This window comes from Bradyrhizobium sp. BR 1432, from assembly GCF_051547705.1.
GTDB lineage: Bacteria > Pseudomonadota > Alphaproteobacteria > Rhizobiales > Xanthobacteraceae > Bradyrhizobium > Bradyrhizobium zhanjiangense.
The window spans coordinates 175185-191498 of record NZ_JBPUGF010000004.1 but is presented as its reverse complement, the minus strand read 5'-3'; the positions used below and the strand labels follow the sequence as shown (position 1 = coordinate 191498).

At 64.1% G+C, this 16314-nt stretch carries 11 protein-coding genes and 3 pseudogenes; 9 read left to right on the top strand and 5 right to left on the bottom strand.

All coding sequences use genetic code 11. The features are described 5' to 3' along the window. Positions 1-16 precede the first annotated feature (16 nt). Positions 17-2166: pseudogene (locus ACSKB8_RS41910) on the top strand (CHASE2 domain-containing protein). 250 nt (positions 2167-2416) lie between these two features. Here the strand turns inward: ACSKB8_RS41910 and pobA are convergent. After that, positions 2417-3589: a 4-hydroxybenzoate 3-monooxygenase gene (pobA, locus tag ACSKB8_RS41905; RefSeq protein WP_438111189.1), complete on the bottom strand. Its 1173-nt coding sequence runs from the start codon at positions 3587-3589 to the stop codon at positions 2417-2419. Positions 3590-3639: 50 nt separating this feature from the next. Between pobA and ACSKB8_RS41900 the strand changes: the two are divergent. Then, a pseudogene (locus ACSKB8_RS41900) lies at positions 3640-4544 on the top strand (helix-turn-helix domain-containing protein). Between the two features lie 33 nt (positions 4545-4577). On the opposite strand, the gene ACSKB8_RS41895 reads toward ACSKB8_RS41900, so the two are convergent. Beyond that, a complete protein-coding gene (locus ACSKB8_RS41895) occupies positions 4578-4967 on the bottom strand; it encodes an SPW repeat protein (protein ID WP_091884380.1) in 390 nt (129 codons plus the stop codon). A gap of 359 nt (positions 4968-5326) precedes the next feature. Here ACSKB8_RS41895 and ACSKB8_RS41890 point away from each other — a divergent pair, with 359 nt between their 5' ends. Beyond that, positions 5327-5932 carry a LabA-like NYN domain-containing protein gene (locus ACSKB8_RS41890; RefSeq protein WP_438111187.1) on the top strand — a complete coding sequence of 202 codons (606 nt, stop codon included), beginning with the start codon at positions 5327-5329 and terminating at the stop codon, positions 5930-5932. 18 nt (positions 5933-5950) lie between these two features. On the opposite strand, the gene pcaG is transcribed toward ACSKB8_RS41890, so the two are convergent. Both pcaG and pcaH read right to left on the bottom strand, forming a co-directional pair. Then, entirely contained in the window at positions 5951-6577 is a 627-nt protein-coding gene (pcaG, locus tag ACSKB8_RS41885) for a protocatechuate 3,4-dioxygenase subunit alpha (RefSeq protein ID WP_438111185.1), read from the bottom strand. A gap of 3 nt (positions 6578-6580) precedes the next feature. Then, entirely contained in the window at positions 6581-7369 is a 789-nt protein-coding gene (pcaH, locus tag ACSKB8_RS41880; RefSeq protein ID WP_438111183.1) for a protocatechuate 3,4-dioxygenase subunit beta, read from the bottom strand. Positions 7370-7472: 103 nt separating this feature from the next. On the opposite strand from pcaH, the gene ACSKB8_RS41875 reads away from it, so the two are divergent. The 3 genes from ACSKB8_RS41875 to ACSKB8_RS41865 all read left to right on the top strand — a co-directional run bounded on the left by ACSKB8_RS41875 (position 7473) and on the right by ACSKB8_RS41865 (position 11430). Then, entirely contained in the window at positions 7473-8390 is a 918-nt protein-coding gene (locus ACSKB8_RS41875) for a LysR family transcriptional regulator (RefSeq protein ID WP_438111181.1), read from the top strand. Between the two features lie 80 nt (positions 8391-8470). Next, complete coding sequence (gene pncB, locus ACSKB8_RS41870; protein ID WP_128935797.1) at positions 8471-9775, top strand: nicotinate phosphoribosyltransferase; 1305 nt, start codon at positions 8471-8473, stop codon at positions 9773-9775. 347 nt (positions 9776-10122) lie between these two features. Continuing rightward, positions 10123-11430 (top strand): GGDEF domain-containing protein, encoded by a 1308-nt coding sequence (locus ACSKB8_RS41865; RefSeq protein ID WP_438111179.1) that lies wholly within the window; start codon positions 10123-10125, stop codon positions 11428-11430. Between the two features lie 14 nt (positions 11431-11444). Here ACSKB8_RS41865 and ACSKB8_RS41860 read toward each other — a convergent pair whose 3' ends face one another. Further along, complete coding sequence (locus tag ACSKB8_RS41860) at positions 11445-12065, bottom strand: TetR/AcrR family transcriptional regulator (RefSeq protein WP_438111177.1); 621 nt, start codon at positions 12063-12065, stop codon at positions 11445-11447. 51 nt (positions 12066-12116) lie between these two features. On the opposite strand from ACSKB8_RS41860, the gene ACSKB8_RS41855 reads away from it, so the two are divergent. The 3 genes and pseudogenes from ACSKB8_RS41855 to ACSKB8_RS41845 form a co-directional block, all read left to right on the top strand. Then, on the top strand, positions 12117-12383 hold the full coding sequence (locus ACSKB8_RS41855) for a hypothetical protein (protein ID WP_164940883.1): 267 nt from the start codon (positions 12117-12119) through the stop codon (positions 12381-12383). 356 nt (positions 12384-12739) lie between these two features. Then, complete coding sequence (locus ACSKB8_RS41850) at positions 12740-16144, top strand: acyl-[ACP]--phospholipid O-acyltransferase (RefSeq protein WP_438111175.1); 3405 nt, start codon at positions 12740-12742, stop codon at positions 16142-16144. A gap of 80 nt (positions 16145-16224) precedes the next feature. Beyond that, a pseudogene (locus tag ACSKB8_RS41845) lies at positions 16225-16311 on the top strand (alpha/beta hydrolase); the annotation flags it as partial. Between the last annotated feature and the right edge of the window lie 3 nt (positions 16312-16314).

Sequence of the window (16314 nt, the reverse complement as noted above, 5' to 3'; positions counted from 1 at the left end):
CGGCCTCGACAACACGATGCGGCGGATCGGCAGGCGGGACATCGTTGCGGCGATCCTGATTGCGCTCCTCGCGGGCGCGATCGTCACGTCCCCGCCGCTCCAGATGCTGCAAGGTCTCTCGCTCGACATCCTCACGGCGATGCGCGGCAAGCTGGTCGGCGAGCGCCGCGAACCTGCGACGTCGCCGGTCGTCGTGGTGGCGATCGATGGAGAGACCTACGACACCCCGCCCTTCAAGGGATCGCCGACCCAGACCTGGACGCGCGAGATTGGCCGGGTGCTCGGCAGCATCACCGAGGGCGGCGCCAAGGTTATCGGCTTCGACGTGATCTTTCCGAGCTCGATCGAGCAGTCGGAGATTCCTTTCGGCGACATGGCGGTCGGCAGCCGCATGAAGGGATTTGACCGGGATTACCTGATCGCCCTGCGGCAAATCTCCGACAACGGCAAACTGGTGCTCGGCGAAATCCTGAGCATCGATCATCCGGAAGTGCCCTATCGCGCACAGCAAGTGGCCGTCCGCAACACCATCCGCGCGCTCAATGTCCACACCGATCCCGACGACGTGATCCGGCGCATGCCGTTGAGCTTTGCCATCGAAGGCAGGTCGGTGCCCGCGATGGCGGTCGAGCTCGCTGCGCGTGCGCTTGGCGCAAAGCCCGAGATTGCGCCCTCCGGCGCGACCGAATTGTCCGGCTATGCGATCCCGAGCGCGATGCCGAATACAATGACGCTCAACTTTCGCGGGCTGGGACGCGACGTCCCGACCTTCTCCTTCGCCGACCTGCGCGCCTGCGTCGAGAAGGGCGATCGCGATTTCTTTCGCCGCGCCTTCGACGGCAAGGTCGTGCTGCTCGGCACGGTCCTGAATTTCGAGGACCGTAAGCTCACCTCGATGCGCCTGTCTGGCGGATATGACGGCACGCCGGCCGCCCGATGCGCCCTGCCCGCGCCGGAGCGTGGCGCGCAACGCCCGCGCAGCGATGTCGCCGGCGTCTTCGTGCACGCCACCGTCGTTCGCAACCTGATCGAACGCGATGCCGTGACCGAGCTCGGCTTTCCCGTGCGGAGCATTCTCACGATCGTGTTCGCGCTCGTCATCGCTTGCGCCGCCTGCATGCTTGCGCCGAGCGGCGCACTGATTGCATGGCTCGGCCTCACCGCCGTTTACGCCGCAATGGCCGTCGGGGCGTTCGTTCACGCATTGGCGCTGCCGCTGACCGAGCCCGCGCTCGCAAGCCTTGCGGCGCTCGCGATGATGATCGGCTACCGCTTCGTGCTGGCCGATCGCGACGAGCGCTTCCTGCGCAAGAGCTTTGCTCTCTATCTCGCCCCTGAAGTGATCAACACCATGGTTGCGTCCGGCAAGATGCCGGCGCTCGGCGGCGAGATGCGCAATGTCACCATGTTCTTCTCCGACCTCAGCGGCTTCTCCTCGATCGCGGAGAGGATGACACCTGGCGAGCTTGTGACCTTGATGAACGAGTATCTGTCCGCCATGACTGACATCATCGAGGGCCATGGCGGCTATGTCGACAAATATATCGGCAATTCCATCGTCGCCATGTTCGGCGCTCCGGCCGACGATCCCGCACATGCGCGCAATGCCGTCCATGCCGCGCTGGAGTGCCACCAGAAGTTGGCGGAGCTCAATGCCGACAATCCCGCCTTCGCCGGCCACGGCCTGTCGCACCGTATCGGCCTCAACAGCGGCGAAGCCGTGGTCGGCAACATCGGCTCGCGCCGCCGCTTCAACTACACCGTGATGAGCGACACCGTGAACGTGGCCTCGCGGCTCGAGGGCGCCAACAAATATTCGGCACCGCGATCATGGCCTCCGAAACCACGATGGCGCAGACCGGCGACACCTTCGCCTGGCGTGAGCTCGATGCGATCAGGGTGCTGGGGCGCGGCGAAGCGATCAGGGTGTTCGAGCCGCTGGCGGAGAGGGGCGCGGAGAGCGCCGAACAGGCGAAGGTGGCGACGATGTATGCGGAAGGGCTGGCATGCTGGCGGGCGCGCGAGTTTCGCAAGGCGGTTGAAGCGTTCGACGGCGCAGCGAAGATCGATCCGCCGTCATCCATGTTCGCGGAGCGCGCAAAAGCATTAACTGCTAATCCGCCACCGCCGGAGTGGACGCCGGTAAACACGTTGGAAGGGAAGTAGCGACGTCAACCGCGGGCGTACTTCCCCTCTCCCCTTGTGGGAGAGGGTGGCTCGCCGCGCAGCGGCGAGACGGTGAGGGGTCTCTCTCCGCGCGCACTTTTCTCAATGAGTCCGTGGAGAGAGACCCCTCATCCGGCGCCGTAGCCGAAGCTCCGCTTCGGCGTTCTTAAGAACGGCGGCCGAAGGCCGCCTATGCCACCTTCTCCCACAAGGGGAGAAGGGAAGACGTCCGCGCTAGACGCGCCCCTGCCTAAAACGGCAGCCCCACATAATTCTCCGCGAGCAGGCGCTGCGCGGTCTCCGACGAGAGCAGATAGTCCAGCTCCGTCTGCTGAAGCCGATCCTCGTATTCGAGCCGGTCGGGGAAGCGGTGCAGCAGCATCGTCATCCACCAGGAGAAGCGTTGCGCCTTCCATATCCGCGCCAGCGCCTTGGCGGAATAGCCCTTGAGGCCGGAATCGTCGCCGTGCTGATAGTGCGCGAGCATGGCGTGGTAGAGATGATCGATGTCGGAGGCGGCGCTGTTCAGTCCGCGCGCGCCGGTCGGCGGCACGATGTGGGCGGCGTCGCCGGCGAGGAATAGGCGGCCATAGCTCATCGGCTCGGCGACGAAACTGCGCAAGGGCGCGATACTCTTCTCGATCGACGGACCGGTGATCAGGCGGCCGGCGACCTCTACCGGCAGGCGCCGCTTCAGCTCGGCCCAGAACGCATCGTCGCTCCAGTCTTCCACCTTGTCGGTCAAGGGCACCTGGATGTAGTAGCGGCTCAGCACCTGCGAGCGCAGCGAACAGAGCGCGAAGCCGCGCTCGTGCTTCACATAGATCAGCTCGGGCGATACCGGTTTCGTGCGCGACAGCACTCCTAACCAGCCGAACGGATAGACCTTCTCGTATTCGCGCAGCACGTCTTTCGGGATCGACTTGCGGCTGACGCCGTGAAAGCCGTCGGCGCCGACGATGTAGTCGCAATCGATGCGAACGGTCTCGCCGTTCGAACGATAGGTCACGTAGGGACGGTCCGACGTCAGATCGCGCGGCGTCACGTCCTCGGCATTGTGCACGACCTTGCCGCCGAGCCGGTCGCGCGCTTCGTAGAGGTCGCGCGTCAGCTCGGTCTGGCCGTAGACCAGCACGGAATTGCCGCCGGAATGCTTGTGCAGGTCGATCTGGGAGAGCATGCCGTCATGGGCGATCTCGAACCCCCGATGGATCTCGCCCTCGCGGTCCATCCGCTCGCCGCATTGCGCCTCGCGCATCAGTTTTGCAAAACCGTGCTCGAGCACGCCGGCGCGGATCCGGGCCAGCACGTGGTCGCGGCTGTATTTCTCCAGCACGACGGTATCGATGCCCTTCAGATGCAGCAGCTGGGACAACAGCAGCCCGGATGGCCCGCCGCCGATGATACAGACCTGAACTTTCATTTTTGCGTCCTCCCGTCGGCGCTATTTTGCAAATTCAAAGCCGCAAACCGATGGAGGGTTTCGTCTTTGTCTTGTACTATTCGAACATGAGAAGCACAGCCCCTGCCCGGCGATCCGGGTTTACAATCTCTTTGGCGAGTCCGGTGACCTGCCCGACGTCGTGCATTGCGAGACCATCGCCTCCCGCTCGGTGCTGCACGACTGGACACTGGCCGTGCACCGCCACGCCCGGTTGCACCAGGTGCTCCTGATCGAGCGCGGTGGCGGCGAGGCAACGCTGGACGGACGCGTGGTACCCTTGAGGCCGATGCAGATCGTCAACGTTCCGGTCGGACACGTCCACGGCTTCCGCTTCGTGCCCGATACCCAAGGATGGGTGCTGACCATCGCCGCGGAGATCCTGGACGAGGCGCTGCTCGCGGCCGAAGGTCTGCGCGGAGCCCTGTCGCAATCGGGCGTGGTGCGCGGCACGCCTCAGATCCGCGCCACCATGAAGCAGATCTTCGCCGAACACGCCGCCCGCGATTTCGGTCGCGCGCATGTGCTGCGCGCATTGTCGTCGGCCATGATCGGGCTCGTGGCGCGCGCGCTCACGAGCGAGAGCGGCGGCAACGGTTCAGCGGAAAGCGGATTGTTCCGCCGCTTCGAGGCGCTGCTGGAGCAGCATCATCTGGAGCGCTGGAGCGTCGCCGATTATGCCAATGCGCTGTCGGTGACGCCGACGCATCTCAACCGGATCACGCGGGCGGCGACCGGCGACACCGCCTCGCATCTGATCCTCAACCGGCTGATCCGCGAGGCGAGGCGCAACCTCGTCTACACCAACCTGCCGGTCTCGACGATCGCCTATGCGCTCGGCTTCGAGGATCCCGCCTATTTCAGCCGGGTTTATGCCGCTGCCACCGGGCTGTCGCCGCGTGCCTTCCGCGCGCAGCTCCATGGCAGTGAAAGCTGAGGCCCCGGATACCAAACTTCCAAGCGTCGCATTCTACTCGCGCGCGCTTTCCTGCCTGCCATGGATCGGCTCTTCCTCGGGATGCCTCTTGTCGTAATGGAGGAAGAGATCGAGCAGCGCCAGAAGCACAATGACGATACCGAAGCCGATGCTGAGGTGCATCGCGCGTGTGTGCGGGAAGCCAAGCAACCAGGGCGACACGATGAGCCAAATGCCCATCAGAACGTTGAGCCACTCCTCCCAATCCCGATAGGCGATGATGGCAGCCAGCGACAGGATGCCGATGATCGCGCTCGTTACCCAGAGGTCGATCTTGCCTTGGCTGATCGTCAGCTTGAACAGCCACGGGGATATGAAGAGTACAGCGGCGAGAAACAGATTGTAGACGTCAGGGACAGTTTCGCGCTCTTGCAACCTGCTCATGACCCACCTCTCAACGAGGATATGTTGGAGGAAGCATTCGCCAGCGCTTTGGTTCCCGATCAACGCGCTTCGCATGATAGACTTTGGTCGCAGCCCGTGGTTTGAGCCGACCTCCTCAATCCAGCGTCTTCGCAGCCACTTACCTTCGTATATAGGCCCTTTACCTCAGTACAATTGAGTGGGGCATGCGCGCGCTTTAGCGTGGCTGCATTCGGCGCCCTGGCGCTGGTGGCATGGAACCTCCCTGACCTTGGCGCAAGACGGCCACCCCTGTCTGGTCGTCTGCGCCGCCTTTTCAGCAAGCCATCGGCGCCTTCAGTGTTTTCCGGCTTTTTTGCGGAACTGGAGATTTGTGCACAATGTCTTCTCTCGAGAAGATCGCACTCTTTATCGATGGCTCCAATCTCTATGCCACCTCCAAGGCGCTCGGCTTCGACATCGATTTCAGGCGGTTGCTCGGCGAATTTCAAAGCCGAGGCGCACTGTTGCGCGCCTTTTACTACACGACCGTCATCGAGGATCAGGAGTTTTCGTCAATCCGCCCGTTGATCGATTGGCTCGACTATAACGGATACACCGTCGTCACCAAGCTCACCAAGGAGTACGTCGACGCCACCACCGGCCGCCGCAAGGTGAAGGGCAGCATGGATGTCGACCTCGCCGTAAGAGCGATGGAGCTCGCCGAGCACGTCGATCAGATCGTGTTGTTCTCGGGCGACGGGGATTTTCGTTCGCTGGTGGAAGCCCTGCAACGCCGCGGTGTTCGCGTGACGGTCGTCTCCACGCTCTCCACTCAGCCGCCCATGGTCGCCGACGACCTGCGCCGACAGACCGACGTATTCATTGATTTGGCAGAGCTGAAACCAAAAGTGGGGCGCGATCCCGCCGACCGGCCGCGCGAGCTGCGGCAGCCACCGCAATTCCTCACGCGCGGATCGATCAATCGGGGCGACCCGGTGGAGTGATCCCAGGACGGCCGCCCGTCACACGTCGAAGAACACCGTCTCCTCCGGCCCCTGCAAATTGATCGTGAAGGCATACACGACCTTGCCGGCACGTTCGCTGCGCGTGGCGACCAGCGTCTTGCGGCGCACCGGCGGCTCGACCAGGTTGAGCACGGGGTCGGCGGCATTGGCGGCCTCTTCATCCGAGAAATAGAGCCGCGTGTTCAAGCCGATGTTGATGCCGCGCGCGACGATCCAGACATTGACATGCGGCGCGCATTTGCGGCCCGCCTTGTCGATGATGGCACCGGGCTTGATCGTTTCGAAGGTGACGAGGCCGCTGTCGAAGTCGGAGCCGGCGCGGCCCCAACCACGAAATTCCTGCTCCAGCGCACCCGCCGAGCGGTCGGCCGGATGGTTGTAGCGGCCGGCGGCATTGGCCTGCCAGATCTCCAGCAGCACGTCGCGCAGCGGCGTGCCGGTACCATCGAGGACCCTGCCTTCCAGCGTGATGCGTTCGCCCTTGGTGTTCGGCGTCACCAGGACATTCGAAAAGTTCTTCTCGAAGATGTCGAAGCCGGCCATTGCCGGGATCAGACCGATATGAACGTAGGGACCGGCGGTTTGCGAGGCGGTTTCCTTGAGGTAGTTGAGCGGCTGCGGCATGGCTCAGTTTCCTTCGGAGCGATTTTCGAAATAAGTGGAGCGCTGGCCGCGCAGCACGATGTCGAAGCGGTAGGCGAGCGAGTCGAAGGGCGTGGAGGCGTTGAGATCGAGCGGCGCGATGAGGCGGTCGAGCGCGTCCTTGTCCGGGATCGTCGTCAGGATCGGGCAGACCGGGATCAAGGGATCACCCTCGAAATACATCTGCGTGATCAGCCGCTGCGCAAAGCCGGAGCCGAACACCGAGAAGTGGATGTGGGCGGGGCGCCAGCTGTTGACGTAGTTGCGCCAGGGATAGGGCCCGGGCTTCACCGTGCGGAAATAGTAGTAGCCGGTGTCGTCGGTCAGCGCGCGGCCGCAGCCGCCGAAATTGGGATCGATCGGCGCCAGATAGGTGTCCTTCTTGTGCCGGTAGCGGCCTCCGGCATTGGCCTGCCAGAACTCGACCAGCGTGTTCGGCACGCCGCGGCCGGTCTCGTCCAGCACACGGCCGTGGACGATGATGCGTTCGCCGACGGGATCGCCGTCCTTGGCGTAGTTGCGGATCAAATCATTGTCGAGCGGCCCGAGATCGTTGTGGCCGAACACCGGCCCCGTGATCTCCGAGACCGAGTTCTCCAGCGACAGCAGCGCCTGGCGCGGCGAACGCAGCACCGAGGACTTGTAGCCGGGCGCATGCGCCGGCGGATGGATCGAACGGTCGCGCTGGAAGAAGCCGCCGTCGCGGGGCGTGAACGGCTCGGGGCGGTTGAGGCGGGGATCCTGCAAGGCTGCGAATGGAGCCTGGGCATTCATCGGCGTTGTATCTCCCTTGGCGCCCGGGGTCCGGGGCGCGGCTTATCGGGAGATCATGAGCCGGTCTATTCCACAGATAAATAGATCGATTATAATATATTGCATGAAAGAAATCGATCATTTGGCTCTCGACGGCCACGCGCTCGAGCTGTTCCTCGCCGTGCTGGAAGAAGGCTCGGTGACGGCGGCCGCCACGCGGCTCGGCCTGACGCAATCCGCCGTCAGCCACGCCCTGAACAAGCTGCGGCGGATCGCGGGCGACCCGCTGTTCGCCAAGTCCGGCCGCGGCATCGTCGCCACGGCGCACGCCCAGGCCCTCGCGGCGAAGGCGCGCGCGCTGATCGACGAGATGCGCAGCTTCGCCGGCGGCGTCGCTTTCGCGCCGGCGCAGGCCCAGCTATCGCTAACGATCGCCGCCAATGACTTCCAGCGCGACCTGCTGCTGCCACGGTTCTTCGATCATGTCGCCGCGCAAGTGAAGAGCTTCAACCTGCGCGTGATCCCCTCGCAGTCGCCCTCGCCTGCGATGCTGCGCGAAAACCGCTGCGATCTGCTGATCACGCCGTTGCCGCCCGCCGGCGTCGACATCGTGCAGAAGCGGCTACTGAGAGATCATTACGTCTGCTATTACGACGCCAAAGCGCGTGCCGCGCCAAGCGGCCGTAGCGCCTATCTTGCCGCGCGCCACATCACGGTCGTCTACACCGACAACGAGCGGCTCGACTTCGACCGTCGCCTGGCAGCGAATGGCTTCCACCGCGATATCGCCATCTCCGTGCCGAGCTTCTCTGGCGTGCCATCGTTCCTGCGCGGCTCGCAGATGCTCGCGAGCATGCCGAGCCTGCTGGCGCCTGGCGTCATGCTGGGCTTCGCCCACGTGCGAATTCCGCTGGCCTCGCGCACACAGACACTGGCCGAGCTGCCGATGTTCATGGTCTGGCACCAGCGCTACCAGAAGGATCCGGCCCATCGCTGGATCAGGAATCAACTCGAGACTGTCGCGGCGACGGCCGCCGCCTGAGCGACGGTCCGCGGCCTGCGAAAACCTGATTCCCACCAAACCCACTGGTTGCGCAGAGGGAGCCACGCTAAAATCCGCCCATGACCGTGACCGACATTGCGAGCCGAACCTACAATCACAGCTGGCGGCTGGATCCCATCATCCGCAGCCTGCTTGATACCGATTTCTACAAGCTGTTGATGTTACAGATGATTCGGGAGGATTACCCGGATCAGCAGGTGACCTTCTCGGTCATCAACCGCTCGCGCCATGTGCGCCTCGCCGAGATCATCGACGAGGGCGAGCTGCGCGCCCAGCTCGACCATGCCCGCACCATCCGTTTCTCCAAGAAGGAGCTGATCTGGCTTGCCGGTAACACCTTCTACGGCAAGACCCACATGTTCTCGGCGGACTTCATCCGCTGGCTGGCCGAATTCCGCTTGCCCGAATACGAGCTGCGTAAGGTCGAAGGCCAGTACGAGCTGCATTTCCACGGCCCCTGGACCCACACCACCATGTGGGAGATTCCGGCACTTGCGATCCTCAACGAGCTGCGCTCGCGCGCAGCAATGAAGGACCGCGGCCGCTTCGAGCTCGACGTGCTCTACGCCCGCGCCAAGGCCAAGCTGTGGACCAAGGTGGAGCGGCTGCGCAAGCTGGAGAATTTGCGGCTGTCCGACTTCGGCACCCGCCGCCGCCACGGCTTCCTCTGGCAGCGCTGGTGCGTAGAGGCGGTGAAGGAAGGCCTCGGCTCGTCCTTCATCGGTACCTCCAACGTTCTGCTCGCGATGGACAACGATCTCGAAGCCATCGGCACCAACGCGCATGAGCTGCCGATGGTCGCGGCCGCGCTCGCCAGGGACGACGAGGAATTGCGCTGGGCGCCGTATCGCATCCTCGACCAGTGGCGCCAGACCTATGGCGGCAATCTCCTGATCGCACTGCCCGACGCCTTCGGCACGAAAGCCTTCCTGCGCGATGCGCCGGAATGGGTCGCCGACTGGACCGGCTTCCGCCCCGACAGCGCGCCGCCGATCCAGGCCGGCGAGGAGATCGTCGCCTGGTGGAAGAAGAAGGGCCGCAATCCCAAGGACAAGCTGCTCGTCTTCTCCGACGCGATGGACGTCGGCTCGATCGAGGAGACCTATCACCACTTCGCCGGCCGTGTGCGGCTCTCGTTCGGCTGGGGCACCAACCTCACCAACGACTTCGTCGGCTGCGCGCCGGACGGCTCGTTCAATCTCGATCCCATCTCGCTGGTCTGCAAGGTGTCGTCGGTCGACGGCCAGCCGGCCGTCAAGCTCTCCGACAATCCGGAGAAAGCGACCGGCCTGCCCTCGGAGATCGAGCGTTACCTGCGTGTGTTCGGCGATGCCGGCCGCGTGCGCAAGCCGGTGCTGGTCTAGAGCGCGATAAGATCAGGATGAATTGTCATCGCGCTTTAGGTTATTGTTTGAGCATGATCTTTTCGCAAAACCGCTGCACACTTTTCCGGATCATGCTCTAGCAGCGCACCGGACTCCTCTCTCGATCGGTAAACGGCGCACGATGAATGCGAAGCATTGGTTCGCCGATGCCGCGCCAGTTCCGATTGACCAGTATTTGAAGCGATCTGCGCGCACCCACTTCACAGCGCCTTCACCCTGCGGCGCAGTCGCTCGCGTTTTCAGGTCGAGTTAAGCAACATTCTGCTCTACTTCGCGTTGTAGGCCAACGCTCCGCTGGGATCGTTGATCGATTTGGGGAACGCAGGGTGTTTCGCAGAACAGCGACGTCGACGAAGGGACACAGTTTCCTTCACGTCATCAAGCTCGTCTCGCCTTTCGTGATGGTCGTCCTGCTCCAGGCGGCGATCGCGGGATTCAGCCTCGAGGTGATGTCATCGGTCCGCGCCTATGTTGCGGGCGAAGCGTTGTGGTCGCGCTCGCAGAAGAACGCCGTCTATTTCCTCCATCGCTACCTGCATTCGGGCGAGGCAAGCCAGTTCGCGCAATACCGGGCCGCGCTCGCCGTTCCCATTGGCGACGAATTCGCGCGCTGGGCGCTCGAGCGCGATCCGGTCGACGTCGACGTCGCCCGCATCGGCTTCCTGCAAGGCGGCAACCATCCCGATGACGTTCCGGGACTGATCTGGCTGTTTCGCTACTTCAATCGCGTCAGTTTCCTCCAGGAAGCGATCCGCGAATGGGCTGCCACCGATCCGATGCTGCTGGAGCTCAGCGTGTTCGGCGAGGTGATCCGGTCCGAGCTCGAGAACGGCCCCATTCAAGACGACGACCGCCTGCAATTCCTGTCGTCGCGCCTCTCGGATCTCAACACCCAATTCACGGTGCACGCCAAGCGGTTCTCCACTGTCCTCGGTGAAGGCTCCCGTGCCATCAAGCTGACGCTGACTTGCATCAACATCGTCACCGCCGCGACGCTGATCCTGCTCCTGATCTGGCATACGCGGCGATTGGTGCTGCAGCGACAGGCATTCGAGGATGCCTTGCACGCCGAGAAGGAGCGCTTGGCCTGGCAGGCGTCGCACGACTGGCTGACCGGCCTGTCCAACCGCCGCGCCTTCGAGGCGCGTCTGCAAAGCGAGCTGGACAATAGTGCGGCGGGTTCGCTCGGCCTGATCCTGATCGACCTCGACCAGTTCAAGAGCGTCAACGACAGCTGCGGTCATCTCGCCGGCGACCGCCTGCTCTGCCAGATCTCGCGCCTCCTGCAACAGGACCGGCATGCGCATGATCAGGTGGCCCGGCTCGGCGGTGACGAATTCGGCCTGATCCTGCCGCGGTGCCCGCCCTCGAAAGCCGTCGATATCGCCGAACGGCTGCGCCGATCGTTCGAACTGTTCAATTTCGCCTGGGACGACCGTTGCTTTGCGGTGACCGCCAGCATCGGCGTTGCCTGCATCGCCGATCGCAACACCACGCTCGAGGACGCGATGCGGCGTGCGGATGCAGCCTGCTATCGCGCCAAGGAAAAGGGACGTAACCGGGTTCAGGTCGACGGCGGGAGACCGGATGTCGTCGTCGTGTCAGCCCGGCCACGCGAAGCTGCGCGCGCTTGACGCTGCCCGCCCCGTCACCGCCGAGGCAAAATGCCGAGGCCGGCGAGATGGGCGTCAACAAATTGTTCGATCTGCTGGCGCAGCATCTGCGGCGGCACGGCCACCATGCGCTCCTCGAGGCCGAGCGAGATGATTCCATGCACGGCGGAAAACAGCGTGCGCGACAACAGCGCGATCTTCACGTCATCCGCATCCGGCAATAGCCGCACCAGCGGTGGATGCATCAGCGCGAAGGCGTCCATGACCATCTGAAGGATGTCGTCGGGATAAGGACGATCGTCCTCCATCCGATGCTCGAACAGCGAGCGCAGCAGATTGGCGTGCTCGGCAAAGAAGTCGAGATAGGTCGCGGCAAGCCCATAGAGCTGGCGAACGGGATCCTCGGTGGGAACTCCGCGCAGCCGCGCCGTGAGCGCCTGAACCGTCTCCCGATTGACGGTCAGGATCACCCCATCGAAGTCGCCGAACTCGTTATAGACGCTGCCGACCGAGCAGCCGGCAGCCTCCGCGACATCCCGAACCTTCAATGATCTCAGCCCCTTACCGGAAATGATGCCGCGGGCGATCTCCACGATCTGAAGCCGTCGCCGATTTTTTTTTCGCCCGCGCAGCGATTCTTCTTGAACATTGTTCATTTTCAAGCTACTCATGTGAACATTGTTCAAATTAACCCGGAGACCTGCAAAATGCAAACCCTCGCTGTTGATATCGCCGCCACCTTCCTCGATGACGCCGCAGCTCTCGTGACCGGCTTTGGCCGGGCCCTGCTGCGGTTCGCCATGGCCCCGATCGATCGCATCGCAAATGCCTGCGACATCGCCGGCGTGCTCACCGAGCGGCGCGCGACCTTCCGGATGTGGCGGAAGAGCCGTGCTCGTGCGCGTCACGAGGGCCGCCGGTTCAGCCTGCTCGGCCGCCTCTCGCCCTTTCGCCACCTCGCCCATCTCACCTGAGACGGGCGCAGCCGGCACGTTTCGATCGGTTCGAATGCAATATCCGGTTGCAACAAAGGACTCACCATGTCCCGACATTCGCAACCGACACCGCGGCGCTAGACAATGCGGTTCAGCTTTTCCTCACCGCTGGGCCGATATCCCGACAAGGCGTTTCCGGCCGAACCTGGCCGCGATCAGATATTTGCGAACCTAACAAGACCACTTGGAGACCAACAGGATCGGAGGGATCGAGGGGACAAAGCAGGCTGGCAACCGTCGTCACCCTGCAATCGTTCGTCCCATACCTTCCGGTCGTGACGCTTCACAGACAACGTAACGAACCTCAGGCTGCCTTTTTCAAAACAGGACTAGTCATGATCAGGGAATTGATGTCGTCACGCCGCTTCGCGCCGCTGTTCTGGGCGCAATTCTTCTCGGCGCTCAATGACAACGTGCTCAAGAACGCACTCGTCATCATCCTGCTTTACAGTGCCGCGACCGGTCACGGCGATGCGCTAGTGACGGTGGCAGGCGCCGTCTTCATCTTCCCTTATTTCATCCTGTCCGGGCTCGGCGGCCAGCTCGCCGACAAATACGTCAAGTCCGTCGTCGCAAGGCGGCTCAAATTCGCCGAGATCTTCGCCGCCTGCTTTGCTGCCGCCGGCTTCTTCCTGCATTCGGTGCCGCTGCTGTTCGCAGCGCTCGCGCTGTTCGGCATCATCGCCGCCCTGTTCGGCCCGGTGAAATATTCCATGCTGCCGGACCAGCTCGAGCTCGGCGAACTCGCGACCGGCAACGCGCTGGTCGAAGGCGCGACCTTCATGGCTATCCTGCTCGGCACCGTCGCCGGCGGCCAGTTCGTGGCCGGCTCCGCGCATATGGGCTGGGTCGCATCGGCCGTGGTCGTGCTGGCCCTGTTGTCCTGGGCCTTCGCCTCCCGCATTCCCGCGACCACGCCGTCTGCGCCCGAACTGCCCGTCACAGCCAATCCCTGGACCTCGACGCTCAGCCTCCTCAAAACGCTGCACGCCGACCACCGGCTGTGGGACGGCACCGTGATCGTCTCCTGGTTCTGGCTGGTCGGCGCCATCGTGCTGTCGCTGCTGCCGGCGCTGGTGAAGGACGTCGTGGGTGGCACCGAAGGCGTGGTGACGCTGTGTCTTGCGATCTTCGCGATCGGCATCGCCATCGGCTCGCTGTTCGCCGCCAGCCTCAGCCACGTTCGCCCGAACCTCGCGCTGGTGCCGATCGGCGCCATCATCATGGGATGTTCTGGCCTCGATCTCGCTTGGGCCATCGGCGTGACCACCAAGGGCCAGGACATCACCGCGGCCGGTTTCGCGACCTCGTTCGCGGGCCTGCGCATGATGATCGACTTCGTCGCCTTTGCATTCGGCGGTGGCTTGTTTGTCGTTCCCTCATTTGCGGCTGTTCAAGCCTGGTCGGCTCCATCCGAGCGCGCCCGCATCATCGCCGCCGGCAATGTGCTGCAGGCCGCGTTCATGGTGGTCGGCTCGCTGTTCGTCGCGCTGCTGCAGGCGGGCGGATTGCATGTCGGCTGGATCTTCTTCGGCCTCGGCGTCGCGAGCTTCGGCGCGGTGTGGTTTGTCCTGACGAAGTGGGGCAAGGAAGGTGTGCGCGACTTCGGCGGACTGCTGTTCCGCGCGCTATTCCGCACCGAGGTGCGCGGGCTCGAGAACCTGCCGCCATCAGGCACCCGCATGCTGATCGCGCCCAACCATGTCAGCCTGATCGACGGCCCGCTGCTGCATGCCGTGCTGCCGATCGACGCCAGCTTCGCGGTTGATACCGGCATCTCGAAGGCCTGGTGGGCCAGGCCGTTCCTGCGCGTGGTGAAGCACTACACCATGGATCCGACCAAGCCGCTGGCCGCGCGCGACCTGATCAAGCTCGTCGCCGCCGGCGAGCCGGTCGTGATCTTCCCGGAAGGCCGCATCACCGTCTCCGGCTCGCTGATGAAGGTCTATGACGGCACCGCGATGATCGCGGACAAGGCCGACGCCGTGGTCGTGCCGGTCCGCATCGAAGGCGCGCAGCGCTCGCATCTCAGCTATCTCAACAGCAGCCAGATCAAGCGCTCCTGGTTCCCGCGGGTGACGGTCACCATCCTGCCGCCGGTCAAGCTGCCGGTCGACCCATTGCTGAAGGGCAAGGCGCGCCGCAATGCCGCCGGCGCCGCGCTCCAGGACGTCATGATCGACGCCCTCGTCAAGAATGCCATGCTCGATCACACCCTGTTCGAAGCCCTCGGGCACGCCTATCGCGACCGCGACACCGGCAAGGTCATCATCGAGGACGCGCTCGGTACCAAGCTGACCTACCGCAAGCTGATCCTCGGCGCGCAGGTCCTGAGCAGCAAGCTCGAAGCCGGCACCTCGGTCGGCGAGAATGTCGGCGTGCTGTTGCCGAATTCCGCGGGCGTCGCCGTCGTCTTCATGGCGCTGCAAAACATCGGCCGGGTGCCAGCGATGCTCAACTTCTCCGCCGGCCCGGTCAACGTCCTCGCCGCCATGCAGGCTGCGCAGGTCAAGACGGTGCTGACCTCGAAGGCCTTCATCGAGAAGGGCAAGCTCGACAAGCTGATGGCGGCGATCTCCACTGAAGCCCGCGTCGTCTATCTCGAGGACATCCGCGCCTCGATCAGTGCCGCCGACAAGATCAAGGGCCTGCTCGCCGGCACCGCGCCGCGCGTCACCCGCCAGGCGAATGATCCGGCCGTCGTGCTGTTCACGTCGGGCTCGGAAGGCACGCCCAAGGGCGTGGTGCTGTCTCATCGCAACATCCTCGCCAACGCGGCGCAGGCGCTGGCGCGGGTCGACGCCAATGCCAATGACAAGGTGTTCAACGTGCTGCCGGTGTTCCACTCCTTCGGGTTGACCGGCGGAATGATGATGCCGCTGCTGGCGGGCATTCCGATCTACATGTACCCCTCGCCGCTGCATTACCGGATCGTGCCCGAGCTGATCTATCAGACCGGCGCCACGATCCTGTTCGGCACCGACACGTTCCTCACCGGCTATGCGCGCTCGGCGCATGCCTACGACTTCCGCACGCTGCGCCTTGTCATCGCCGGCGCCGAAGCGGTCAAGGATCGGACGCGCCAGGTGTTCATGGAGCGCTACGGCATCCGCATCCTCGAAGGCTATGGCGTTACCGAGACGGCGCCGGTGCTGGCGATGAACACGCCGATGGCGAACCGCCCCGGCACCGTCGGCCGCCTGTCGCCGCTGATGGAAAGCCGGCTCGATCCGGTCCCCGGCATCGAGGACGGCGGTCGCCTCTCGGTGCGCGGACCGAACGTGATGCTCGGATATTTGCGGGCCGAAAATCCCGGCGTGCTCGAGCCGCTCGCCGAGGGCTGGCACGACACCGGCGACATCGTGTCGATCGACGCGGCCGGCTTCATCACCATCAAGGGCCGCGCCAAGCGCTTTGCCAAGATCGCGGGCGAAATGGTCTCGCTGTCGGCGGTCGAGAGCATCGCGACGACGCTGTGGCCGCAGGCCGCATCGGTCGCCGTGTCGATCCCCGACCAGCGCAAGGGCGAGCGCATCGTGCTGCTGACGACGGAGAAGAACGCCGAGCGCAGCGCGATGCAGGGCCAGGCCAAGGCGATCGGCGCGTCCGAGCTGACCGTTCCAGCGGCGATCATGGTGGTCGACAAGGTGCCGCTGCTCGGCACCGGCAAGACCGACTACGTCACGGCAACGACGATGGCCCGCGAGCAGGCGTCGGCACCGGAGCGCGAGGTGGCGTAACGAGAGATGCACGGGGCCCCCCAACAGGCGAGGCGCGCTGCCCGGGAGTGGTTTTGCTTCATGGCATCGCGCGGACCTCTGCTTCCCATACCGGGCTTCCGCGCCACGCAGTCGCAATCGAACAGACGATCGCCTTCCTGCGCGAGGGCCGCTTTCAGCCGGGGTAACGG